The sequence below is a fragment of the Dongia sp. P2_B8 genome (genome assembly GCF_056404715.1).
Genome location: NZ_JBFUDM010000001.1, coordinates 381,668 through 406,022 on the forward strand (window position 1 = coordinate 381,668; position 24,355 = coordinate 406,022).

At 61.2% G+C, this 24,355-nt stretch carries 20 protein-coding genes; 5 read left to right on the forward strand and 15 right to left on the reverse strand.

Annotated elements, in window-relative coordinates:
* Positions 1 to 7: 7 nt before the first annotated feature.
* The 4 genes from uvrC to ribB form a co-directional block, all read right to left on the reverse strand.
* On the reverse strand, positions 8 to 1,879 hold the full coding sequence (gene uvrC, locus AC1DWZ_RS01675) for an excinuclease ABC subunit UvrC (protein WP_477167737.1): 1,872 nt from the start codon (positions 1,877 to 1,879) through the stop codon (positions 8 to 10).
* A gap of 545 nt (positions 1,880 to 2,424) precedes the next feature.
* On the reverse strand, positions 2,425 to 2,832 hold the full coding sequence (gene folB / locus AC1DWZ_RS01680; protein WP_477167124.1) for a dihydroneopterin aldolase: 408 nt from the start codon (positions 2,830 to 2,832) through the stop codon (positions 2,425 to 2,427).
* Between the two features lie 167 nt (positions 2,833 to 2,999).
* A complete protein-coding gene (locus AC1DWZ_RS01685) occupies positions 3,000 to 3,773 on the reverse strand; it encodes an SDR family oxidoreductase (RefSeq protein ID WP_477167125.1) in 774 nt (257 codons plus the stop codon).
* Positions 3,774 to 3,777: 4 nt separating this feature from the next.
* A complete protein-coding gene (gene ribB, locus AC1DWZ_RS01690) occupies positions 3,778 to 4,857 on the reverse strand; it encodes a 3,4-dihydroxy-2-butanone-4-phosphate synthase (protein WP_477167126.1) in 1,080 nt (359 codons plus the stop codon).
* Between the two features lie 355 nt (positions 4,858 to 5,212).
* Between ribB and AC1DWZ_RS01695 the strand changes: the two genes are divergently transcribed.
* The gene (locus AC1DWZ_RS01695) at positions 5,213 to 6,907 is read left to right on the forward strand and encodes an ABC transporter substrate-binding protein (protein WP_477167127.1); all 1,695 of its coding nucleotides are present in this window, start codon (positions 5,213 to 5,215) and stop codon (positions 6,905 to 6,907) included.
* A gap of 217 nt (positions 6,908 to 7,124) precedes the next feature.
* Here the strand turns inward: AC1DWZ_RS01695 and AC1DWZ_RS01700 are convergent, their stop codons facing one another.
* The 9 genes from AC1DWZ_RS01700 to AC1DWZ_RS01740 all read right to left on the reverse strand — a co-directional run bounded on the left by AC1DWZ_RS01700 (position 7,125) and on the right by AC1DWZ_RS01740 (position 14,755).
* The gene (locus AC1DWZ_RS01700; RefSeq protein ID WP_477167128.1) at positions 7,125 to 7,361 is read right to left on the reverse strand and encodes a cold-shock protein; all 237 of its coding nucleotides are present in this window, start codon (positions 7,359 to 7,361) and stop codon (positions 7,125 to 7,127) included.
* Entirely contained in the window at positions 7,336 to 8,172 is an 837-nt protein-coding gene (locus AC1DWZ_RS01705; RefSeq protein ID WP_477167129.1) for an ABC transporter permease, read from the reverse strand. Before AC1DWZ_RS01705 ends, AC1DWZ_RS01700 begins: the two co-directional genes overlap by 26 nt.
* A complete protein-coding gene (locus AC1DWZ_RS01710) occupies positions 8,162 to 9,103 on the reverse strand; it encodes an ABC transporter permease (RefSeq protein WP_477167130.1) in 942 nt (313 codons plus the stop codon). The genes AC1DWZ_RS01705 and AC1DWZ_RS01710 overlap by 11 nt, the downstream gene beginning before the upstream one ends.
* Before the next feature lie 10 nt (positions 9,104 to 9,113).
* Positions 9,114 to 10,145, reverse strand: coding sequence for an ABC transporter ATP-binding protein (locus AC1DWZ_RS01715; RefSeq protein WP_477167131.1), 1,032 nt, complete (start codon positions 10,143 to 10,145; stop codon positions 9,114 to 9,116).
* Between the two features lie 72 nt (positions 10,146 to 10,217).
* A complete protein-coding gene (locus tag AC1DWZ_RS01720; protein ID WP_477167132.1) occupies positions 10,218 to 11,381 on the reverse strand; it encodes an ABC transporter substrate-binding protein in 1,164 nt (387 codons plus the stop codon).
* A gap of 203 nt (positions 11,382 to 11,584) precedes the next feature.
* Positions 11,585 to 12,721: a CobW family GTP-binding protein gene (locus tag AC1DWZ_RS01725; RefSeq protein ID WP_477167133.1), complete on the reverse strand. Its 1,137-nt coding sequence runs from the start codon at positions 12,719 to 12,721 to the stop codon at positions 11,585 to 11,587.
* 10 nt (positions 12,722 to 12,731) lie between these two features.
* The gene (locus tag AC1DWZ_RS01730; RefSeq protein ID WP_477167134.1) at positions 12,732 to 13,820 is read right to left on the reverse strand and encodes a COX15/CtaA family protein; all 1,089 of its coding nucleotides are present in this window, start codon (positions 13,818 to 13,820) and stop codon (positions 12,732 to 12,734) included.
* A gap of 94 nt (positions 13,821 to 13,914) precedes the next feature.
* Positions 13,915 to 14,334: a cytidine deaminase gene (locus AC1DWZ_RS01735; protein ID WP_477167135.1), complete on the reverse strand. Its 420-nt coding sequence runs from the start codon at positions 14,332 to 14,334 to the stop codon at positions 13,915 to 13,917.
* A gap of 67 nt (positions 14,335 to 14,401) precedes the next feature.
* Positions 14,402 to 14,755: a DMT family protein gene (locus tag AC1DWZ_RS01740; RefSeq protein WP_477167136.1), complete on the reverse strand. Its 354-nt coding sequence runs from the start codon at positions 14,753 to 14,755 to the stop codon at positions 14,402 to 14,404.
* 168 nt (positions 14,756 to 14,923) lie between these two features.
* On the opposite strand from AC1DWZ_RS01740, the gene AC1DWZ_RS01745 reads away from it, so the two are divergent.
* The 4 genes from AC1DWZ_RS01745 (at position 14,924) to AC1DWZ_RS01760 (ending at position 19,746) form a co-directional block, all read left to right on the forward strand.
* The gene (locus AC1DWZ_RS01745) at positions 14,924 to 15,421 is read left to right on the forward strand and encodes a hypothetical protein (protein ID WP_477167137.1); all 498 of its coding nucleotides are present in this window, start codon (positions 14,924 to 14,926) and stop codon (positions 15,419 to 15,421) included.
* A gap of 187 nt (positions 15,422 to 15,608) precedes the next feature.
* Positions 15,609 to 16,679, forward strand: coding sequence for an alkene reductase (locus AC1DWZ_RS01750; protein WP_477167138.1), 1,071 nt, complete (start codon positions 15,609 to 15,611; stop codon positions 16,677 to 16,679).
* 204 nt (positions 16,680 to 16,883) lie between these two features.
* Complete coding sequence (locus tag AC1DWZ_RS01755; protein WP_477167139.1) at positions 16,884 to 19,286, forward strand: GcvT family protein; 2,403 nt, start codon at positions 16,884 to 16,886, stop codon at positions 19,284 to 19,286.
* Positions 19,287 to 19,473: 187 nt separating this feature from the next.
* Positions 19,474 to 19,746 (forward strand): hypothetical protein, encoded by a 273-nt coding sequence (locus AC1DWZ_RS01760; RefSeq protein WP_477167140.1) that lies wholly within the window; start codon positions 19,474 to 19,476, stop codon positions 19,744 to 19,746.
* 118 nt (positions 19,747 to 19,864) lie between these two features.
* Here AC1DWZ_RS01760 and AC1DWZ_RS01765 read toward each other — a convergent pair whose 3' ends face one another.
* Positions 19,865 to 21,904, reverse strand: a complete 2,040-nt coding sequence (locus AC1DWZ_RS01765) for an oxidoreductase (RefSeq protein WP_477167141.1) — start codon at positions 21,902 to 21,904, stop codon at positions 19,865 to 19,867.
* A gap of 33 nt (positions 21,905 to 21,937) precedes the next feature.
* The gene (locus tag AC1DWZ_RS01770; protein ID WP_477167142.1) at positions 21,938 to 24,352 is read right to left on the reverse strand and encodes a GcvT family protein; all 2,415 of its coding nucleotides are present in this window, start codon (positions 24,350 to 24,352) and stop codon (positions 21,938 to 21,940) included.
* Between the last annotated feature and the right edge of the window lie 3 nt (positions 24,353 to 24,355).

Sequence of the window (24,355 nt, forward strand, 5' to 3'; positions counted from 1 at the left end):
CACCTGCTCAGTTCTGATGAAAATGGTCGTAGATGATCTTGGCGACCGTTTCCGAGATGCCGGGAACAGAGGCGAGATCCGTAAGTCCTGCCTGAGCCACGGCGCGGGCTGAGCCAAAATGCATGAGGAGCGCCTTCTTGCGCTTGGCGCCAATGCCTGTGACCTCGTCGAGCGGTGATTTGGCAATGTCGGCAGAGCGCTTCGCGCGATGAGTGCCGATGGCGAAGCGATGTGCTTCGTCGCGCAGGCGCTGCAGGTAATAAAGCACCGGGTGTTTAGGATCGAGGCCGAAAGGCTCGCGCCCCGGCATGAAGAAACGTTCGCGCCCCGCATTGCGGTCCGGGCCCTTGGCGATCGCCGCAACCGCGACATCATCAATGCCGAGTTCGGCGAAGACCTCCATGGTGACGCTGAGCTGCCCCTGGCCGCCGTCGATCAGCACCAGGTCCGGCCAGCTGGCATGGGTGTCGTCAGGATCTTCCTTGAGCGCACGGGTGAAGCGCCGGGTCAGGACCTGGCGCATCATGGCGTAATCGTCGCCAGGCTCGATCGGCGCCTCACCCGCCTCTTCATTGGCTGGCTTGATGCCGAACTTGCGATACTGGTTCTTCATGAAGCCGTCCGGCCCCGCCACGATCATGCAGCCATAGGCATTGGTGCCGGAGATATGGCTGTTGTCATAGACCTCGATGCGTTTGGGCGGTGTCTCCAGGTCGAAGATCTCCGCCATGCCGGTCATCAGCTTGGCCTGGGAGGCGCTTTCCGCCATGCGTCGCGCCAGGGCTTCCTTGGCGTTCATCATGGCATGCTCGACGGGCTTGCGCTTGTCGCCGCGCTTGGGCTCCAGGATCTCGACCTTGGCCCCGGCACGCAGCGTCAACGCTTCGGTCAGCAGTTCGAGTTCGGCTGGCATCTCATTGACCAGGATGAGCCGCGGCGGTGTCTTGTTCTCATAAAACTGCGCCATGAAGGCTGCCAGGATCTCCGGCGGTTCGGTGGTCTTGTCATGGGCCGGAAAATAGGCGCGGTTGCCGTAATTGCCGTGGTTCCTGAAGAAGAACACCTGGATGCAGGTGTGGCCGCTTTCATGATAGGCGGCGATGATGTCAGCTTCCTCGACACCATCGAGATAGATGTCCTGGCGGCTCTGGATGAGCGCAAAGGCCTGCAAGCGGTCGCGCAGCTTGGCGGCCAGCTCGAACTCCAGCGCATCCGACGCCTTCTGCATCTCGGCGCCGAGGCGTTGCTTGACCTTGTCGCTTTTGCCGGTGAGGAAGTCGCGGGCCTCCTCGACCAGTTCACCGTAGGCCTCCGGTGTGATCCGGCCGACGCAGGGCGCCGAGCAGCGCTTGATCTGATATTGCAGGCAAGGCCGCGTCCGGCTGGCAAAGATCGAATCCGAACAAGGGCGCAGCAGGAAGGCGCGCTGCAGTGCAACGATGGTCCGGTTGACGGCACCTGCCGAGGCAAAGGGACCGAAATACTGGCCCGGCCGATTGCGCGCCCCGCGATGCTTGCTGATCTGTGGCGCCTCATGGTCGGCGGTGATCAGGATATAGGGAAAGCTTTTGTCGTCCCGCAGCAGCACATTGAAGCGCGGGCGGTAGCGCTTGATCAGATTGGCTTCCAGCAGCAGTGCCTCGACCTCGGTATGGGTCGTCACAAACTCCATGGTCGCCGTTTCGGCGATCATGCGCTGCAGGCGGTTGGGCTGGCGATTGGGCAGGGTATAGGAGGTGACCCGTTTCCGGAGGTCCTTGGCCTTCCCGACGTAAAGCACCTCGCCGCCAGCCGAAATCATCCGGTAGCAGCCGGGGGAGGCGGGCAGGGTGCGGACCTTGGCCTTGATGATGGCTGCGCCATGGGCAAGCCGGCTCATGCCGCGGGGCCGCTGGCCGAGCTGTTCCGGTGTTTCGGTATCGTCCAAATCCGCCTCGTCGGGAAGCGGAGATTCAGGGTCGTCAATCATGCCCATCGGCTTGTCGTAAAACGGATTATTGCTGCCCTGATTCGGTCGCTGCAGGGCCTCGGATCGCGGGGGCCGAAGCTAGCATGACAGCGCTGATCAGGTAACTTCGGGGATATCCACCATTTCTGTGGATAAGTCTGTCGATATCGCCGGTAGGTTTCTCCGACTGGTCCTAGAATCAGGGCTTCTCAGTTTCTGCACAAAAAATAGGCATAAACTGCAAGTCATTGTAATAGCGTGTTTTATACTGAACGACTTGCAACAAGTTGGTCATGATCGGGATTCAGTCTTGACTCTCTGGGGGCCTTCGGACTCGGGAGCGGCGTTGTGAACAACTTGGCTCAGGAATCAGTCGGTAGAGTCCTGAAAGGCTTAACTTTTGGTGAATCGGTCAGGTTTTTTTTACCTGAAACCTGCCCAGAAAATGCCTGTCTGGGCTCCGATTCGTCACCCTCTCAACGGCCGGCCCGGAAACGCTCGATCTCGACGCCGACACTGTATGCCTCCTTGAACACATCCAGCTTGTCGATGCGCACCTTGGCACTGAGTACCCGGTGGTCGGATAGGCAGACATCCGCCACCCGGTCGGCCAGGGTTTCGACCAGATTGATGTGCCCATCGGCCACCACAGCCTTGATTCCCATGACGGCGGTGGCATAGCAGACCACATTATCGACATCGTCATTGATGGCGGGATGCTCGGTGCAGGTCAGCTCGACGTTGATCTGTACGCGCTGCTGCGCCAGGCGTTCATGCTGATGAATGCCGATGCTGCAGGGCAAAACCAGATCGCGAATGAAGACGCGCATCGTCCGGGCGGGGGCGACATTCGGCAAGGGCGTGACCTTTTCCAATGGATTCATGGTCCCTGGACCTCCTCAATCAACTTTGGGTCACCACGCCGATCGCCGCGCTCTGGGGCGATGGGGGTAGATGGGAGGGCCGCACCCTGGGGCCCATATGCGTAGCCGCCATTATAGGCCTTCGCCAGCACCCTGGCTATTCTTTCGGCCCCCGTTAATAAGTGGGGTTATTCTTTAGGTTGGAACCCCTTGTTGGGAACCTGCCAGCCGAGATGTTCTCCGCCGTCCAATGCAATCATTTGGCCCGTCATGGACGGCGACGACAGGATATAGAGGGCGGCTGCGGCAATCTCATCCGGTGTGGCACCATGACCCAGCGGCATGGCGGCCGACTGCGCCGCGAAATGCTCGTCCGATTGCCGCGGGCTGGGCAGGGTCGGGCCGGGCCCGATGGCATTCACCCGGATCCTGGGCGCCAGTGCCAGCGCCAGAGTCCGTGTCAGGGTCCAGAGGCCCATCTTGGCCACGGTATAAGAGAGGAAATAGGGCGTCAGTTTCCACACCCGCTGGTCCAGCATGTTGATGATGTTGCCGTTTGCCTGGGCCGGCAATTGCTGCGCGAAAGCCTGCGACAACACCAGGGGTGCCCGCAAATTGGTCTCGATATGCTTATCCCAGCTCGCGCGCGTCGCGGTGTCGACCTTGTCCATCTCGAAGACCGAGGCATTGTTGACCAGGCAGGTCAGGGGTCCAAGATCGCGGTTGATGGCAGGGATAAGCTGCTCGACCTCGGCCTCAACACCAAGATCGGCTTGCAGAACCAGTGCGCGGCGGCCAAGGGCACGGATGTCATTGGCCGTAGCTTCGGCGTCCTTGGTCGAACTGTGGCAGTGGATCGCCACGTCCCAGCCGTTCTGAGCCAGTTTCAGTGCGATGGCGCGGCCGAGGCGCTTGGCACCACCAGTCACGAAAGCTATTTGCGCAACCTGTGACGTCACCATGGGATCAGAGCCGCTCCGTGCCGAGGATTTCGACGCCGAAGCCGGAAAGGCCCATATACTGCCGCTCCTTGGTGGCGAGCACGCGGATCGACTTCACGCCGATATCCTTGAGGATCTGGGCGCCGAGGCCCACTTCGCGCCATTGTTCCAGGCGGGATGCCTGGCTGCCGGCCGGATGCGGCGCCGTCGGCGTGACGCCCACCGCACCTTCGCGCAGATAGACGATGACGCCGCGCCCGGCGGCCTTGATCTTCTTCAAGGCGCGCATGACGCTGCCATGCTCGGGGTCGAACACGTCATTGACGGCTTCTTCCTGTTGCAGGCGGATGACGATGTCTCGGCCATCGCCGATATCGCCGTAAATGACGGCGATATGATGTGCTGCATCCAGGGCGGTGGAATAGACCACGGCCCGGGCCGATCCAATCGCCGTCTGAACATAGCCTTCCGACGTCCGGGTGATCAGGGACTCACGCTGCTGACGGTAGGCGATGAGATCGTCGATCGACACCACCAGTAGCTTGTGCTCTGCAGCGAAGGTCATGATATCGGGCAACCGCTTCACGGAGCCGTCATCATTGACCAGTTCCGAAATGAGCCCGACCGGCGGCAGGCCGGCGAGGCGCGCCATGTCCACCGCCGCTTCCGTATGGCCCGAACGAATGAGGACGCCGCCCTCGCGGGCGATCAGGGGGAAGATATGTCCGGGCCGGACAAAATCCTCGGCCGCGACATTCGGATTGGCCAGAGCCCGCACGCAGGCGCAGCGTTCCTGGGCCGAAATGCCGGTGGTCAAATCCTTGTTGTAATCGATCGACACGGTGAAGGCGGTGGCGTGGGGTGCCGCATTGTCCGCCACCATGGGTGAGAGGTGCAGGCGGCGCGCATCGGCTTGGGTCAGGGGCGCACACAGGATGCCGCTGGTGTGGCGGACAAAGAAGGCGACATATTCGGGTGTGGCCTTCGAGGCTGCCATGATGAGATCGCCTTCATTCTCGCGATCCTCATCGTCAACCACGATCACCGGGCGCCCGGCGGCGATATCGGCAATGGCGTCTTCAATTTTGTTAAGCTTGGTGGACATGTGGCCTCGCGGGGCAGAATTTCGGGGATAATCCGGGCAATAGCGCGTCCCGGCGGTTGCCGCAAGCCTAGCTCATTTAAGGGACGGTCGGCCAATCCCATACCAATGCGGTTTCCGATCGGCAATGGGCCTGATGATCCAGGCTCAGGTCATGATGCGATTTTCGCATGGGCGATTGACGATGGAATGATTTTCGGTCGAGACTGTCTGCAACTAAGATTAACGAGATACCGCCACCAAGATAAAGTGGGACGAACCAGGGTGGGCGTTCCGAAAATAAAGGCGGTTGATGCGGCCGGCATGCGCCACCCAGGTGTGTGCCTCACAGGGAAGTTTTTCCACAGGGAGGTTTATAATGACTTTTCGATCTGGCAAAGGCGACGGCTATCATCCGGAGATCCCCCGGCTAGTTGAGGCGCTGGAGCAGCGGCATATCGGTCGCCGCGACTTCTTGCGGACGGCGACGTTGCTCGGCATGTCGACAGCGGCGGCTTACACCATCGCCGGCAAGGTGCTGGGCGGTGACATGATCGGTGCTGCCCGCGCGCAGACGCCGAAAAAGGGTGGCGCACTTCGTATCGGCGCACGCGTCCCGGCACTCGACAATCCGGCAACGTTCTCCTGGGTCTATGACTCGAATATCGTGCGCCAGTGCAATGATTATCTGACCCGTACCCAGGGCGATGGCATCACGGTGCCGATCCTGCTTGAGGCCTGGGAACCGAGCGACGATCTGAAGAGCTGGACCTTGCGTCTGCGCAAGGACATTAAATGGTCCAATGGTGACGGGCTCAATGCCGAGCACGTCATTTGGAACATCAAGCGCTGGGTCGACCCCAATGTCGGTTCGTCAGTGCTGGGTCTCCTCCAGGGCTTCATGCTGAAGGAAATCGAGACGGGCGAAAAAGACGAAGCCGGCAATCCGAAGAAGACGACCGAGCTCTGGGACGCCAACGCGATTGAGAAGGTCGACGATTATACGATCCGGCTCAACGGCCAGGTCGAGACCTTGGCGATCCCGGAAAACCTGTTCCACTACCCGGCCTTGATCCTGCATCCGAAGGACGATGGCAAATGGGGCGTTGGTTCCATCGGTACCGGCGCGTTCGAACCGGCCGAAATTGAAACCAATAAGAAGGCCGTTGTGAAGGCGCGTCAGGGATATTGGGGCGAAGGTCCCTATCTCGATGAAGTGCAGTTCATCGATCTCGGCGACGATCCGGCGACCAAGCTCGCGGCCTTGGCCTCGAAACAGGTCGACGGTCTCTATGATGCGGATATCAAGGTCTATCCCAGCATCCAGAAGCTGCCGCATATCGAACTGCACAAGATCAACACAGCGCAGACGGCGGTTGCCCGCATGCATTGCGACGAGAAGCCGTTCGATGATCCCCGCGTTCGCAAGGCCATGCGCCTCGCGATCGATTGCGCTGCCGTGTCCAAGATCGCCTATGGCGAACTCGGGACTCCAGCGCAGCATCACCATGTCTCGCCGGTACATCCGGAATTCGTCGACATGCCGATGGCCCAGGATATTCCTGCCGCCAAGAAGCTGCTCGCCGAAGCCGGCTATCCGGACGGTATCGACATCGAACTCCACGCCAAGAAGGATCCCGATTGGGAGCCCACGGCCTGCCAGGCGATGGTCCAGCAATGGGCTGAATCCGGCATCCGCGTGAAGTTGACCGTTTTGCCCTCGGCCCAGTTCTGGGACGTCTGGACCAAGGTGCCGTTCGGCTTCACCGTGTGGACCCATCGTCCGCTCGGTATCATGGTGCTGGGCCTTGCCTACCGGACCGGCGTGCCATGGAACGAAAGCAACTTTAAGAATCCGAAATTCGACGAATTGCTGACCAAGGCGGAAGGCCTCGTCGATATCGAAGCGCGTAAGGGTGTGATCAAGGAAATCGAGCACCTGATGCAGGAAGAAGGCCCGATCGTCCAGCCGCTCTGGCGCCAGAGCTACCAGCCCTTCGACAAGCAGCTGATGGGCTACCTGCCGCACCCGACGGAATATTACTTCTGCGAAAACATGTGGTGGGACAAGTAACCCCAACATACTGAGATGAGGAGCGGCCCGGGAAATTTCCCGGGCCGTTTTTCTTTGTGAGGATGAGTGGGATGGAGAGGTCGAGCCTGTTGCTGGCGTACCCCCCTCTCTAACTCTCCCCCTCAAGGGGGGAGAGGACTGCAACGAGTGCGTCGAGAGACCTGGCTTGTCTTCTCCCTCCCCCCTTGAGGGGGAGGGCGGGGGAGGGGGGTATCTCTCAACCGACCAGCTGTATCCCCACGGCAAAGAACCTGCCATCGCCATGCGTGTCGCGGCGGAAGCTGATACGCTGGCCTTCCTGCAGCTCCGTCAGACCGGATGCCGCCAGTTCCGCCACATGCACGAACACGTCGGCGCCGCCATCATCCGGCTTCACGAAGCCATAGCCCTTCTGTGCCTTGAACCACAGCACGACACCGGTGACCGGTCTATTTTCCGCTGCCGGCGACGTCATCGGTGTCCCTGGTGAGGTAATAGGCTGCGAGGATCGGGGCGAAGGTGATGATCATGACGAAGATCGCCGCCACGTTGGTGACCGGGCGCTGGCGTGGCCGGCTGAGCTCACCGAACATCCAGATGGGCAGCGTTTCCTGCTGGCCCGCAGTGAAGGTCGTGACGATGATCTCGTCGAAGGAGAGGGCAAAGGCCAGCATGCCGCCTGCCAGCAGCGCGGTGGCAAGGTTGGGCAGGATCACATGGCGGAAAGTCTGGAACGTGTCGGCGCCAAGATCCATCGAGGCTTCGATGAGGGCCGGTGACGAACGGCGCAACCTTGCGATGGCATTGTTGTAGACGACCACGATACAGAAAGTGGCATGGCCCAGCACGATGGTGAAATAGCTGAACGGCACGTCGCCCAGGGCAAAGGCTGAGCGCAGGCTGATGCCGGTGACGATGCCAGGGAGCGCTATCGGCAGCAGGATCAGCAGGGTCACGGCTTCCTTGCCGAAGAATTTGAAGCGGTACATGGCGGCTGCGGCAAAGGTGCCGAGCACGATTGCGATTGCCATGGAGGCGAAGGCCACCTGGACCGACAGCCACAGCGCATCCCAGAAATCCGCCCGCGCCCAGGTGACGGCAAACCATTGGGTGGTCAGGCCTGGCGGTGGAAAGGAGTAGCTGGCGTCGTCGGTGGTGAAGCCATAGAGAATGATGAACAGGATCGGCAGGTTGAGATAGAGCACGCCGAACCAGGCCGCAGTCTTGAGACCCCAGCCGGCCTGGCCTTTGCTCCGGTCAGATACCTGATTTGCTTTAGAGCGCATCGAAGGCTCCCAGACGTTTGGCGATGGCAAGATAGACCGCCATGATCACGATCGGCACCATGGCAAAGGCCGCGGCCATCGGAATGTCGCCGGCCGTGCCTTGGAATTGATAGACCGCCTGGCCGATAAAGGGCCGCGATGAGCCGATCAGCTGCGGAATGATGTAGTCGCCCAAAGTGAGCGAGAAGGTGAAGATCGAGCCGGCGGCAATGCCGGGAATGGCCAATGGAAAGATCACCTTGCGGAACGTCTCATTGGGTCGCGCGCCGAGATCGCTGGAGGCTTCCAGCAGCGAGCGCGGGACGCGTTCCAGTGCCGCCTGGATCGGCAGCACCATGAAAGGCAGCCAGATATAGACGAAGGTCAAGGTCGTGCCGATATAGGAGGTCGAGAGTGACGAACCTTCCACCACCGGCAGGGTCAGGATCCAGTCCAGCACCGGACCCAATCCCAGAGAATTGATGACCCAGTGAATGGCGCCTTCCTTTGCCAGGATCAGCTTCCAGGCATAGACGCGCACCAGATAGTTCGACCAGAGCGGCAGCATGACGGCAACATAGAAGATCGCCTTCATGCGGCCGCTGGCAAAGCGGGCGATGTAATAAGCGAGCGGGAAGGCGATGATGCCGGAAATAACGGTCACGACGCTGGCCATCGCTACCGTGCGGAAGATGATGCTGAGATTGGTCGTTGTGAACAGGCGCGCATAGGTGGCGAGCGTCGGTTCATAGACAGTCTGGGCCGTGAAATCGTCGATCGAGAAAAAGCTCTGTGCCAGCAAAGTGAACAGCGACCCCAGATAGATGATGCCAAGCCACAGCAGGGGCGGCACCAGCAGCAGGGTCAGGACCAGGCGCGGCCGACGATAAAGAATGGTCGACAGCGTGTTGCTGAGCGAGCGCGCCCGCGGCTGGTCGGCAATTGTGCTCATGATGGCATCCTCAGCGGGCAAAGCGCATCAGGTGACGCGCCTCCCACCATAATTGCACTGTATCGCCTTCCACGGGCTCGATATGCGCATCGCGGTTCTGCACCGCGACGGTGATCTCGCCACCGCTTTCCAGCGCCACCTCATAGCGGGTGTTGGCACCAAGATAGAGAACCGAGCTCACACGCCCCTTGACGCTCATCGCATTGGCCGGTGCCGCCGACCCGACTTGCTCAAGATGAATTTTTTCCGGGCGGATGGAGCAGGCCTGCTCTGCCCCCGTCACCGCCTTGGCAGCCGCACCTTCCAGAAGATTGGAGACGCCGACGAAGCCGGCAACGAAGGTGGTTGCCGGCGATTCATAAAGTTCGGTGGGGCTTGCCAACTGTTCGATCTTGCCCTGGTTGAAGACGGCAACACGGTCACTCATCGAGAGCGCTTCGCCCTGGTCGTGGGTGACATAGATGAAGGTGATGCCGACGCGGCGCTGGATGGCTTTCAACTCGACCTGCATCTGCTCGCGCAGCTTGAGATCGAGGGCACCTAGCGGTTCGTCGAGCAGCAGGACCTTGGGATGGTTGACGAGCGCGCGGGCCAAGGCCACGCGCTGGCGCTGGCCGCCTGACAATTGCGATGGCTTGCGGCCGCCGAAACTGCCCAGCGCCACCATGTCCAGCATTTCCTCAGCCTGTTTGCGGCGCTGGGCCAGGGACACTTTACGGATCATCAGGCCATAGGCGACGTTATCCAGCACGCTCATGTGCGGGAACAGCGCGTAATCCTGGAACACGGTGTTGACGTCGCGGTCATAGGGCGGGACGCCGGTCATGTCGACGCCGTGCACGATGACATGGCCGTCGGTCGGCTGCTCGAACCCCGCGATCAGGCGCAGGCAGGTGGTCTTGCCGGAGCCGGACGGACCCAGCATGGCAAAGAATTCGCCATCGTGGATATCGAAGCTGACGGCATCCACCGCTTTGACGGCGCCGTAATGGCGCGACACATTCTGGAACGAGACGGCGGCAGTTCCGCTGGCAGGCATCATGATGACTTCCGTATCACAGTATAAAAATGGGGCGGATCATCGCTGATCCGCCCCGATCGGCTGACGGATGGATTACTGGCCGCTTTGAACCGATTGAACGGCGGCAACCCAATCCTTGTAGGGCACGCATTCGCCGCCCTGGCTGGCGCAATCCTTGACCGGCGTCTTCCAGAAATGGATACGGGCAAAGAGCTGCGAGCCGTTGGCGATGCAACCACCTTCAGTCAGGATCGCATCGCTGCAGGAGGCCGGCACCGCCGGCACGCTGCCGAACCAGGAACCGGTACCGGCCTGGGCGACGTTCGAGAGCGAGTGGTTGAGCCATTTGTAGGCACAGTTGGGGTGCGGTGCCTCGGTGGCCATCATGGTCGTGTCGGCCCAACCGGTCGCACCTTCCTTCGGCACAACGGAGCCAACCGGCACCTTGCCGGCACCACGCAGCGTGTTGACCTGGTAGGCCCAGCTGGTTGAGGCGACGATACCCTCGTTGGTGAAGTCGTCGACCTGGGCAGCCGCGTCGGACCAGTATTTGTTCACCAGCTTGCGCTGGCCACGCAGCAGGTCGACGGCGGCGTCGAACTGTGCCTGGGTGAGCTCATAAGGATCCTTGATGCCCAACTCAGGCTTGTTGACCATCAGATAGAGCGCCGCATCGGCGAGATAGATGGTGCCGTAATAGGCCTGGATACGGCCCTTGTTGGATTTGCCGTCGGGCAGCGTCTGTTCTTCAAACACCACCGACCAGCTCTGCGGTGCGTTTTCGAACACCTTGGCGTTATAGAGCAGCACGTTCGGCCCCCACTGCCATGGCACGCCGTAATGCTTGCCGTCGACCGTGTGCCACGGGGCGTTCTGCAGGCGCGGATCGACCTTGCTGTAATCGGTGATGAGGCCGGTGTTGATCTCCTGCACCGTGCCGCCCTTCACCAGGCGCAGCGATGCATCGCCCGATGCGGTGACGAGATCGAAGCCACCGCCATTCATCAGCGAGACCATTTCGTCGGAACTGCCGGCGGTCTTCACGGTGACTTTGCAGCCGGTCTCCTGCTCGAAGCCGGTCACCCAATCGTAATTCTTGTCGGATTCACCGCGCTCGATATAGCCCGGCCAGGCAACGATGGCGACTTCGCCTTCGCCCGCACCGATGCTTTGCAGCGGCTCGGCCTGGGCAGTGACGGCGCCCAGCAGCAAGGCTGCGGCCACACTCGTTCCGGCCAGCGTCCATTTAAAGGTCATTTTTTACCCCTCCCTCTTGTTGACGACGGAGGGGAGGCGGGCGCTATGCCCAGGCAGAACATTGCCCAGGCCGCCACGTTTCCCCTCGATCAAGGCGAAAACTAGCAATGTTCCTGGGATAGCAAAACCGAAAAACGGCGATTGCCGGTTAGTTCATGGCGCAGTTGGACAATTCCGATCTTTGCTGCACCCGCTTTGGGGCATCAGGCCGCCGTGGAATCGTCCAGGAAGACATTCAGGGATTCGGTGATCGCTGCCTGATCAAGATCCCGGGTGATGAAAACCAGCTTCGAGCGCCGGTCGTCGCTGGGCCAGCCGGGCAGCAGCACCGGCGGATGGAACAGGTGCTGGACACCATGGATGGCGACTGGCTGCGCCTCGCCAGCGACATTGAGCAGGCCCTTGATGCGCAGCAGATCGGCGCCCTGGGTCGTGGTCAGCATATCGATCCAGGCGCAGAAGCGCCCCCAGTTCAGGGGCTCATCACGGATGACACAGAAGGCACGAATATGGGCATCGTGCCGGTTCACGTCGAGGCCATGCCCGTGCCTGTGCCCATGATCATGCCCATGCCCATGCCCATGATCATGACCGTGATGGTCATGCTCATCATGATGATGCGCATGATCGTCGTGCGGCACGGTGTAAGCTTCTTCCCGCAGCCAGCGCTGCACGTCGAGGCTCTTGCTCTCCGGATTATAGAGACCGGCGTTGAAGAGAGCGCTGGGTTCGACAACGCCGCTGGCCACGCGCAGGATGGGCGCCGCCGGATTGAGCCGGTGCAGGCGCCCTTGCAGGGCCGCAATCTTGCTATCGTCGCTGAGATCGCATTTGGTCAGCAGCAGCCGGTCGGCGACCGCGGCCTGCTTCACGGACTCCATCTGCCGGTCCATTTGCATCTCGCCATTGACCACATCCACCGTGGCGATGACGCCGTCCAGGCGATAGACCGAGGTCAGCACCGGGTCCTGCATCAGCGTGTGGAGGATCGGCGCCGGATCAGCAAGGCCCGTGGTCTCGATGACGACGCGCTTGAAGGCTGGGATCTCGCCCTTATGCCGGCGCTTGAACAGGCGGCGCAGCGCATCGATGAGATCGCCGCGCACCGTGCAGCACAGGCAGCCGGATTCGAGGAGGACCGTATCGTCATCGGCCTTCTCGACCAGCAGATGATCAAGCCCGACATCGCCGAATTCGTTGATGATGACGGCAGTTTCACCCATGTCCGGATGCGCCAGCAGGTATTTCAGCAATGTTGTCTTGCCACTGCCGAGGAAGCCGGTGATGACGGAAACCGGCAGCCGCTCGGGCGCCGCCTGCTGTTGACCAGTGTCATTCACGCCAGGATACTCACAACGGAACCCTGGCGCGGCGCGAAAGGGCATGCTGTGCGACGAGGCCGCAGCCCAGCAGCACGAACGCGCCTAATTGATGGAGGATGGCAAGCGGGATCGGCACCACCAGGATCAAGGTCGCCATGCCGAGGAACGCCTGCGCAGCCAAAGCAAAGGGCAGGGTGAGGCCACGGCGTTTGATGACCGCATCGACGTCGCGCCTGCGCAGCCGCACCAGGAAGCTGATGACGGCGATGGCGACAAAGCCCGAGACTAGGCGATGCTGGAACTGCACCATTGCCAGATTCTCGGTGAAGTTGATCCACCAGGGCGACATGAGGAACAGGTCCGGCGACAGCCAGTGGCCGTTCATGCGCGGAAAGTCGTTATAGACAAAACCTGCATCGGTACCTGCGACTAGGCCGCCCAGGGCAATCTGGAATGTGATGAGGATGTTCATCCACTTGGCGTGGCGCACGAGGTCGACGGCGGTGCTCCGGTCGCCGGCGAGCGGCGCGTCGTCGAGATAATCGAGCGCGTACCAAAGCATCAGCGAAAAGATCGCTAATGCCAGCATCAGATGGATGACCAGGCGGTACTGGCTGACATCGACCCGGTCCTGGAAGCCGCTAGCCACCATGTACCAGCCGGCAAAGCCCTGCAGCCCACCCAAGGCGAACAGGGCGATGAGGCGCGGCACCTCGAGGCGGGTGATGCGGCCGCGGATCAGGAACCAGGCCAGCGGCAGCAGGAACGCGACGGCCAGCAACCGCCCCCACAGCCTGTGCAGATATTCCCACCAGAAGATGCCCTTGAAGGCTTCAAGGGTCATGCCCGGGTTGACATGCTTATATTCGGCAATCTGGCGGTAAAGGGCGAAGACCTCTTCCCAGGCCGCATCCGTCAAAGGCGGCCAGGCGCCCATGATCGGCTTCCATTCCATGATGGAGAGGCCGGAATCCGTGAGGCGTGTAATCCCGCCCAGCAGCACCATGACGGCAATCATAAGGCAGCAAATCAGCAGCCAAAGGCCGACGCTGCGGCGCGCCGATCGGCTTTGGCCGGCAATCTGCATAGGGGGCGCGCTGGTCAGAATGTCGCTCATGGTGGCTCTCGTTTCGGGCGCCGGAGCATAGTCCCGCCGTGGTAAAAGGAAAGACCCCTTCCGCCGCGACCAAATGGCCCGATTTTGTCCCGCGTCAGAGCTCTCGGCGGTACTTTTCCGGCAGCAGATCGGCCACCGGGACGCGCTTGAGATCGCCCTGCCGAGCCATGATCACGGCGCTTCCGGGCGCGAAATCGGTCAGCATTTCCCGGCAGATACCGCAAGGCGAGACGACCTTGGGCTCGGCATGCAACTCCTTTGGCCGCGGGTGGCGGACAGAGACGATGGCCTCAATCCCGGTTTCGCCGGCTGAAAGGGCGCTGCCCAGGGCCACCGCTTCGGCGCAAACCGAGCAACGGCCGACATAGGTATCGAGGTGGAGGCCAAGATAAATCCGTCCGGACGCCCCCCGGACGGCCGCGCCGATATGATGCCGGTTTTCCTGATAGCGGCTGCGGATGAAATCCGTCGCTGCCGACATCAGTTCAAGGTCGGCCGGTGATAAGGAGGACAAAGTCGTTCCAGTTCAGGCAGTGGACGGTCGCTGCATGATGCCGCATGGCCTCACTTCCGGCAATCGCTCACCATTTGTGAAAGACGAAGAAGCCGGCCGCGGCAATGAGGGCGAAGCCGACCAGATGGTTCCAGCGGATCGCTTCGCCAAGATAGGCGACCGAAAAGACGCAGAACACAAGGAGAGTGATGATCTCCTGCATCGTTTTCAGTTCGGCGGCGGAATAGACGGAATGGCCGATGCGGTTCGCGGGGATGGCGAAACAATATTCGACGAAGGCAATGCCCCAGGACGCGATAATCACGATCCAGAGCGGCTTCGAGGTGAATTTTAAATGACCGTACCAGGCGAATGTCATGAAGACGTTCGAAATGGCCAGCAAGATGATGGGTGTCAGTTGCGGCGTCATGAATGACGGCATGTGATGATCCTCGGTCTCTGATTTTCGGTATGTGGGGGATAGCTGTCAGGCGATTCCAGCAAGTTCTAGTTCAGGACGATAAAGCCGGCAACGGACCATTGCCTCTGCAAACTTGCCTAGGTAGCCTCTGGCTGTATGAGTGTGAATCTATGCAACTGGAGCCCATCGATGCTGCGCGCTACCCACGCCCCGTTTGTTCGGCCCCCGTTCGCCCGAGCCACCTTATATATCCTTCTGGCCGCTGCTTTTGCTCTCGCTGCCTGCGCACAAAGCGCCCCATCAAACACGGCCGCGCCTGGCGGTTCCGACGCCGCCGCCAGCACGGAACCCAACACGAACGAGATGCTGGCTCAGTTACCGGACCATTATTCCGCAAAATGCTTGGGGCGCGTCGAATTCGTCGCTGAACGCCGGATTACCGGAAATTCCACCTGCGGCGGACGATTGGATGGCACGTCCGATCAATCCATGAAGATCGGGACGGCCTGCGTCTATTCCGGGACGCCGCAGTCGCGCACCGCCACCAAACTCACGGCGACCGGCTACTTCTTCTGCTCAGACGGCACGCGCGGCACGGTTCGGTTTGAGGAGCGTCCGGGCAATGGACCAGGGATAGCTGTCGTTACGTCAGATGACGGCCGAATTGTCACCCTTAACTACGACTAGACATACGCCTGCCTATAAATTGCGCACAGACCTTGTGTAAATTAAGGCTTTGCACACAGAGCAATGCACCCCCTCTGCCAGCGCGCATTGTGCAGTGCATGAAGGCTTCCTAGCTTGTTAGGCAGGGGAAGGCGACTGGTCACACCGGGGGCTGCCTGTCCCACCCATCACAGACAGGTATCCGCCCATGTCCAAGCTGCTCGATCCGATCACCGTAGGTGATCTGCGCCTTCCCAACCGTGTCGTCCTCGCACCCTTGACACGCTCCCGGGCCAGCGATGGCCGGGTGCCCAACGATTTGATGCGGGACTATTACGTCCAGCGCGCCTCAGCCGGTCTCATCCTGACCGAAGCCACGTCGGTGACGCCGCAAGGTGTCGGCTATGCCGACACGCCCGGCATCTGGTCGGATGCCCAGGTCGAAGGTTGGCGCCATATCACCAAAGCCGTACATGATGCTGGCGGCCGCATCTTCTCGCAGCTCTGGCATGTTGGCCGTGTTTCCGATCCGATTTTCCTGAATGGCGATCTGCCCGTGGCACCGAGCGCCATTGCGCCCGCAGGTCATGTCAGCCTCGTTCGCCCGCAACGCGCCTATGTGACGCCGCGTGCCCTTGAACTCGATGAATTGCCGGGTATCGTCGCGGCCTATGCGCAGGGGGCCGAGAATGCCAAGAAGGCCGGCTTCGACGGTGTCGAATTGCACGGTGCCAACGGCTATCTGCTCGACCAGTTCCTCCAGGACGGCACCAACAAGCGCACCGACAAGTACGGCGGGTCGATCGAAAACCGCGCCCGGCTGATGCTGGAGGCGACCGATGCCGTGCTCAAGGTCTGGGGTCCGGGCCGCGTCGGCATGCATCTCGCCCCGCGCCGCGACTCTCATGACATGGGCGATTCCAATCCGGCGGCGACCTTCGGCTATGTGGCCGAGCAGCTCGGCAACCGCGGCTTGGCCTTCATCGCCGCCCGGGAAGCGCAGAAGCCGGACAGCCTCGGGCCGCAGCTGAAGAAGGCCTTTGGCGGTGTCTATATCGCCAACGAAGGCTTCACCCAGGAAAGTGCCGAGCAGGCGATCGCATCTGGCGCGGTCGATGCCGTGGCGTTCGGCAAACTGTTCATTGCCAACCCGGACCTGCCCGCGCGCTTTGCGGCTGGCGCCAAGCTCAATGAATGGGATGCCAGCACTTTCTATGGCGGTACGGCCAAGGGCTATACCGACTATCCGGCTCTGGAAGGCAATCTGGTCGACGCCTGATCTTCCGGCGCTAACGCAAGGAAGCCCGCGGTGGGAACACCGCGGGCTTTTCTTTGCTGGAATAGTGCCCCTCCAACACAAAACTCACCCGATTTATGAGATTTCCAGGCTTTTCCGCCAGAGGTGCCTTGGCATAGTTAGGGTCATTGCGGCCGTTGGGCGCGGCTGAACCTATCTATCTGATCGCAAAAGGATCTCGGGATCATGAAATCGCAGGCGCGGGTCGTCGTCATCGGTGGCGGCGTGGTTGGTGTGAGCGTGCTTTACCATCTCGCCAAGCGCGGCTGGACCGATGTCATGCTGGTCGAACGCTCGGAGCTGACCTCGGGTTCGACCTGGCACGCCGCGGGTGGCATGCACACGATCAATGGCGACCCGAACATGTCGCATCTGCAGGCCTATACCGTGAAGCTCTATGACGAGCTTGAGCGGGAGTCGGGCCAGTCCTGCGGCATCCACCGGGTAGGCTGCCTCTATCTCGCCGGCACCGAGGCGCGCGCGGACTATTTCAAGACGGAACTTGCCAAGGCACATTACCTTGGCATCGGCCTCCGCGAAGTCTCCATGGACGAGGTCAAGAAGATCAATCCGCTGGTGGACACATCCAAATTCACCAAGGCGATGTTCGATCCTGCCGACGGTCATGTCGATCCCTCCAGCGTCACCAATGCCTATGCCAAGGCGGCAAAGAACAAGGGTGCCACGATCTCGCTGCGCAACCCGGTCATCGAATTGAAGCAGAAGCCCAACGGCCATTGGCTGGTGGTGACCAAGGAAGGCACGATCGAAGCCGAGTATGTGGTGAATGCCGGCGGCCTGTGGGCGCGCGAAGTGGGGCGCCTTGCTGGCATCGATCTCCCCATCCTGCCGATGGAGCATGAATACATTGTCACCAACGCCATTCCCGAGGTTGAGGCGCTGGATCACGAGATCCCGATGACCATTGATTTCGAGGGCGAGAGCTATCTCAGGCAGGAGCAGAAGGGCCTCCTCATCGGTACCTATGAGCATGATTGCCGGCATTGGGCGTTGAAGGGCACGCCGCAGGATTTCGGCCACGAATTGCTGCAGGAGGATGTCGACCGTATCTGGACGGCGCTGGAATTTGCCATGACGCGCTTCCCGTGCCTGGAGAAGGGCGGCATCAAGCGCACCATCAACGGGCCGATGGTGTTCGCCCCCGACGGCAACCCGCTGGTGGGCCTGGTGCCGGGCCTCACCAATTATTTCACGGCGTGCGGCGTGATGGCCGGCTTCAGCCAGGGCGGCGGCGTCGGCATGGTGGTTGCCAATTGGATCATCGACGGCGAGCCGGGTATGGATGTGTTCGCCATGGACGTGGCGCGCTTTGGCCCGCACAACAATCGTGCTTTCACCATTGAGAAGACGATCGAGAACTATCGCCGCCGCTTCACCATGACTTTCCCCAATGAAGAATTGCCGGCGGCGCGGCCGCTCAAGACCTCACCCATCTATCCGTATCTCAAGAGCGAGGGTGCGTTGTTCGGCGCGGCCTTCGGCTGGGAATATCCGCTCTGGTATGCGCCCAAGGGCGTCGAGCCCAAGGAGGAACCGACCTATCGCCGTTCCAACGCCTTCCCGCATGTGGCGGCCGAGGTGAAGGCCGTGCGCGAGAATGTCGGCATCTGGGAAACGTCGAGCTACGGCAAGATCGAGGTCACGGGTCCCGATGCCGCCAAGTTCCTCGACCGCATTGTGAGTAACAAGCTGCCGGCTCTCGGGCGTACCGTGCTGTGCCCGATGCTCTCGCCGACCGGCCGCATCTTTGGCGATCTCACGGTGACACGTACCAGGGATGATACGTTCCTGATGATCGGCTCCGGCACGGCGGAGACCTATTACACACGCTGGCTGCGGACCAATCTCAAGGGCGAGCGCGCCCAGATAAGAAACGTGACAGCCGACTATGCAGGCCTGTCGCTGACCGGTCCCAAGGCACGCGACGTGCTGCAGCAACTGACCGAAACCGATCTTGCCCATGCAGCCTTTCCCTTCCTCCATGCCCGGCAGATCCATGTCGGCCTGGCCGATGCTCTGGTCATCCGGGCAAGTTTTACTGGCGAACTGGGCTACGAAATCTACGTGGCGCCGCAGAATCTTATCCATGTCTATGAACGGCTGCGCGCGGCTGGCGCGGATCATGGCTTGAAGATGTTCGGTGTCCGCGCATTGCATGCCATGCGCATGGAGAAGGGCTATGGGTCCTGGGGCCGCGACTTCACCGCCGACTACAATGCGGCCGAAGCCGATTGGGGCCGCTTCGTGAAATTCGACAAGGGCGATTTCATCGGCCGGGCGGCGGCGGAGAAACAGTTCAAGGAACCGCTCACTCGCAAGATTTCGCTGCTCGAGGTGGCTGCCAAGGATCTCGATATCATGGGCGCCGAGCCCATTTTTGCAGGCGGCAAGGCGGTTGCCCGTGTGACTTCCGGCTATTTCGGCCATTGGACCGGCAAGCAGTTGGCCTTGGCCTATCTGCCGATGAGCGGTGACAGCTTTGAAATCGAAGTCATGGGCAACCGGGTCCCAGCAACCCGCCTCAAGGAAGCGCCGTTCGATCCCAATTCGGCGCGTCTGCGCAGCTAAGAGCGGGAAAATTGTAACGATTTATGACAACGGCGCGTGGCGACACGCGCCGTTTCATTTTAGCCCTTTACGCGACATTTTCGCGTTACCGGATGGGGGCAATCTCTTCCTCACGAGCGACGGCCTAGACCGATCAACAAGACGGCCGACCACCGCTCGACAGACATCCGAGACTAGGAGATTCGTCATGAAGACCCGTTTGCTGCTGAGCGCCCTTGCTGCCACCGTGCTCGTTTCCGGCACCGCCATGGCCGCCACCACCACACCCGCACAGAAGTGCACTGCCCTGATCAGCCAGTGGAATGATGTGGCGAAGACCCACAAGAGCAACGCCAAGTTCACGGTCGCCCAAAAAGATGCCATGTCCGGCGAAAAGCTGTGCCATGCCAGCAAAGACGCTGCCGGTATTCTCGATCTCACCAAAGCGCTGAACACCCTCGGCGTGAAGCCGGCGGCGTAAGCAAGTTCCCCTCACCCCAGCCCTCTCCCCGCAAGAGCGGGGCGAGGGAGCTCCTGGCGAGTTCGGTCGCAAGCCCCTCGCCCCTCTGGGGAGAGGGGTTGGGGTGAGGGGGGCAACCTCAGAACACTTTACACAGCCTCAAGCCGTCATAGATCGCGGCGTGGATGTTTCTGGCGGAGACCGCATCGCCGATGCGGAACAGCTGGAAGGATCCCGCTGCGTTCGCTTTGAGCGCCTGCGGGCGACCCTCGATGAAGCTGTCGATGTCGATCTCGCCGCGATTGACACTCTGTTCCTTCAAATCGAAATAGACGGTGTCCGCCGGCAGATTGCCGTGCGCCACGATGATCTGCTGAGCGCGCCGCTCGGATGTGGATTTGTCATAGGCATTGAACAAGGTCGCTACCAGCTGGTTGCCATCCCTGGCGATCTTCGTCATGCGCTGATTGATGGTGAGCTTCACCCCACCGGCATAGAACGCCTTGTAGTAGGCCGGATAGTTGAGCCCACCCACTTCGGCACCGATCATCCTTTCCGGCGTGATCAATTCGAATCTGATGCCTTTGCTGGTCAGGAACTCGGCCGTCGACAGCGCCTCGTGCCCTGCTTCATCGTCATAGAGGATAATGTCGTCGGAGAGCGCCACTTGGCCAGAGAGCACGTCCCAGGTGGAAATGGCGAGGTCAGAGCCTTGCCTGAACGGTGCCGTATTGGGCGTACCGCCCGTGGCGATGATCACGATATCCGGCTGCTCTGCGAGAATATCGGCGCCTTCCGCATAGGTATTGAAGCGGAACTGGACGCCGGCATGCTGCGCCTCGGCATAGAGCCAGTCGGTGATGCCGACCAATTCCTTGCGGCGCCCCACTGTGGCGGCGATCGCGATCTGGCCACCGACACGGTCGGTTGCCTCGAACACCGTCACCTTGTGCCCGCGCAGCGCCGAAACTCGCGCCGCTTCCAAGCCGGCGGGACCGGCGCCGACAATGACGATGTTCTTCCTGGGTCCATCGCTGGGCACGATGACATGGGGCATCGTCTCTTCGCGGCCGGTCGCCGGATTATGAAGGCACAGGGCCTCGCCGCCCTGATAGATGCGGTCAATGCAATAGCCGGCGCCGACGCAGGGGCGGATGCGGTCTTCCTCGCCGCGCATCATCTTTGCGACGATATGCGGGTCCGCCATATGCGCGCGAGTCATGCCGATCATGTCGACTGCGTCGTCGGCAACCCAATGCCGCGCGGTAGCTAGATCGTTGATACGCGCTGCGTGGAAGATCGGCAGGCCGGGGAGTGCTGCGCGGGCGGCTTTTACCTTGGCAAAATTGGGCCCGGCCGGCGTCCCCATCAGCGGGATGATGTGGGAGAGGGCTTCATCCGTGTCGATCGTGCCCACGATGACATTGATGAAATCGACCAGCTTTTCTTCGTGCAAACGCTTCGCAATCTCAATACCTTCGGCGAAGCCAAAGCCGCCATCGGCAGCCTCATCCACCGCCATGCGGACACCGATGATGAAGTCGGGTCCGGCGGCCCGCCGCATCTCGGCGAGGACCTCCATGCCGAAGCGCATGCGGTTTTCCAGGCTGCCGCCGTAATTATCCTCGCGCGAATTGGTGCGGGGCGAGAGGAAGGCGTCGAAGAGATGGCCATAGGCTTCGATCTCGACCCCGTCGAGATCGCCCTCGCGGCAGCGCCTGGTGGCGGCGCCATAGGCCTTCACCACGCGGCTGATATCGAAATCCTCCATCATCTTGGGGAAGCCGCGGTGGGCGGGCTCGCGCTCGTGGGAGGCCGAGATGATGGGCAACCAATGTTCTTTGTTCCACGATGTGCGGCGGCCGAGATGGGTGATCTGGCACATCACCGCGCAATCATAGGCATGAACGCGCTTCGCCAGTGCCTTGAAGTCCGGGATGATGGCATCGTCATGGACATAGAGGTTGCCGAAGGCCTGGGGCGAATCCTTGGCGATCACCGAGGAGCCGCCGATCATGGTCATGGCGGCCCCGCCCTTGGCCTTCTCCTCGTGATAGAGCTGGTACCGGAGCCCCGGTCGGCCGGCCTCGGAATAGGCTGGCTCGTGCGAAGTGGAGAAAATCCGGTTCTTCAGCTTGAGGTGTTTGAGCTGATAGGGCTGCAGCAAAGGATCGGCCATTGGCACTCCGATGTGTGGCTTTGTCTAATCGTATCAGGCGCGCATCTTGCCGCCGTTGGGATCGTAGAGTGGTGCCCCCAGGATTTCAGCCGGAAAACGCGCGCCATTGATCTCGATCTCGACCTTGGTGCCGGCCTTGGCCAAATCGGTCGGGACATAACCGAACGCCACCGACTTGCCGACGGAATGGGCATAGCCGCCCGATGAGACGTAACCCACGGCCTTGTCACCGACCATGACGGCCTCGTCATTGGTGACGTCGATATCCTTGGTTGCCACCACCATCGTCACCAGCTTCTTGGCCGGACCCTTGGCCTTTTGCGCCAACGCGGCTTCCTTGCCGATGAAATCCTTGTTCCAGTTGATGAAGGCATCGAGGCCGCTTTCGGCTGCCGTGAAGTCGGGGCGATAGTCGAGGGTCCAGACCCCCCAATTCTTCTCGAGCCGCAGGCTCATCAGCGCGCGGGCCCCGTACCAGCGGAGGCCGAGATCAGCACCAGCCTCCTCGATCGCCTCGGCGAGGCGCAACTGATAGGGCGGCGCCACATAGATCTCATAGCCGAGCTCACCGGAGAAGGAGACGCGGGCGAGGATGGCCGGGACGCCGGCCACAAAGGTCCGGCGGATGTCGAGGAACTTCAGCGCTTCGTTTGAGACATCCTCCCGCACCAGCCGCGCCAGCAGCTGGCGTGATTTGGGACCGGAGAGGGCAATGCCGTGGAGATCGTCCGACATGTTGCGATAGGTAACGCCGGTCGCCGGCAGATGTTTCTCGAACCAGCGGCGATGGGCTTCCTGCATGGCGCCCGACCCGAACAGCATGAAATGCTCGTCGCCCAGACAAGCGACGGTGAGGTCGCCGTAGAGCTTGCCCTTGGGCGTCAGCATCGGTGTCAGCGACATCCGACCCTGTTTCGGCAGGCGGCCGGCCAGCACATGGTCGAGGAAGGTGCGGGCACCCGGTCCCTTGAACTCGTGCTTGGCGAAGTTTGCGATTTCAATGGCGCCCACCGCTTCGCGCACGGCCTTCACTTCGCGGGCGACATAGTCATGGGCGCGCGGTCGGTTGAAGGTCGGTTGCTCATGGGCATCCGCCGGTCCATCGGCGAACCACAAGGCGTGCTCCAGGCCGAAACCCTGGCCCCAGACCGCACCCTTGGCGGTGAGCCGGTCATAGAGTGCCGTGGTCTTCTGGCGGCGGCCCTTGGGCAAGGTTTCATTCGGGAAGGTCATCACGAAGCGGCGTTCGTAATTCTCGGACGATTTGATGGTGCCCCATTCCGGCGTTGCGAAATTGCCGAAGCGCGCTACGTCCATGGCCCAGACATCGATCGACGGCTCGCCGTCCATCATCCATTCGGCCATGCAGAGGCCCACGCCGCCGCCTTGGCAGAAGCCTGCCATAACACCGACTGCGACCCAGTAATTGCGCATGCCCGGCACCGGGCCGATCATCGGATTGCCGTCGGGTCCGAAGGTGAAGGGCCCGTTGATCACATTCTTGATGCCGGCGCGACCCAGAGCCGGGATGCGCTGGAAGCCAAGCTCCAACCGTTCGGCGATGTTGTCGAGCTTCGGCTCCAGCAATTCATGGCCGAAATCCTGCGGCGTGCCCTTCACAGACCAGGCGGTCGCCCGCGGTTCGTAGGTACCGAGCAGCATGCCTTGCCGTTCCTGGCGGAAGTACATATTGCCTTCGTAATCGATGCCGGCCGGCAGACGTTCCTCGCCGCGCTCGACGATCTCCGGAATAGCTTCGGTAATGAGATAGTGATGTTCCATCGGCTGCACGGGCAGATGGATGCCGGCGAGGTGTCCGACTTCACGCGCCCAGAGGCCACCGGCATTGACGATCATCTCGGCATTGATGTTTCCGTTGGGGGTGATCACGTCCCAGCTGCCGTCCGGGCGCTGCCTGGTTTCGATCACCGGCGTGTGCGTGTAGTACTTGGCGCCGTGCACCTTGGCGGCCTTGGCATAGGCGTAGCAGACACCGGAGGGATCGATATCGCCATCAAGCGGGTCCCAGAGGGCGGCGATGTAGCGGCTGGGGTCGATCAGCGGATGGCGCCTGGCGGCTTCCTCGACGCTGATGAATTCCTGGTCGAGACCCATGTAGCGGGCCTTCGAGCGCTCACGCTTCAGGTAATCGTACCAAGTCTGGTTGGAGGCGAGATAGAAACCACCGGTCGAATGCATGCCGACCGAATGGCCGGAGGTTGCCTCGATCTCCTTATAGAGGTTGATCGTGTAGCCCTGCAGGCGCGAGATATTCGGGTCTGACGAGATGGTGTGGATCTGCCCTGCCGCATGCCAGGACGAGCCTGAGGTGAGCTCACTGCGCTCCAGCAGGATGACATCCTTCCAGCCGAATTTGGCGAGGTGGAACAGGATCGAGCAACCAACCACGCCACCGCCGATGATGACGACCTTTGCATGCGTTTCCATAAT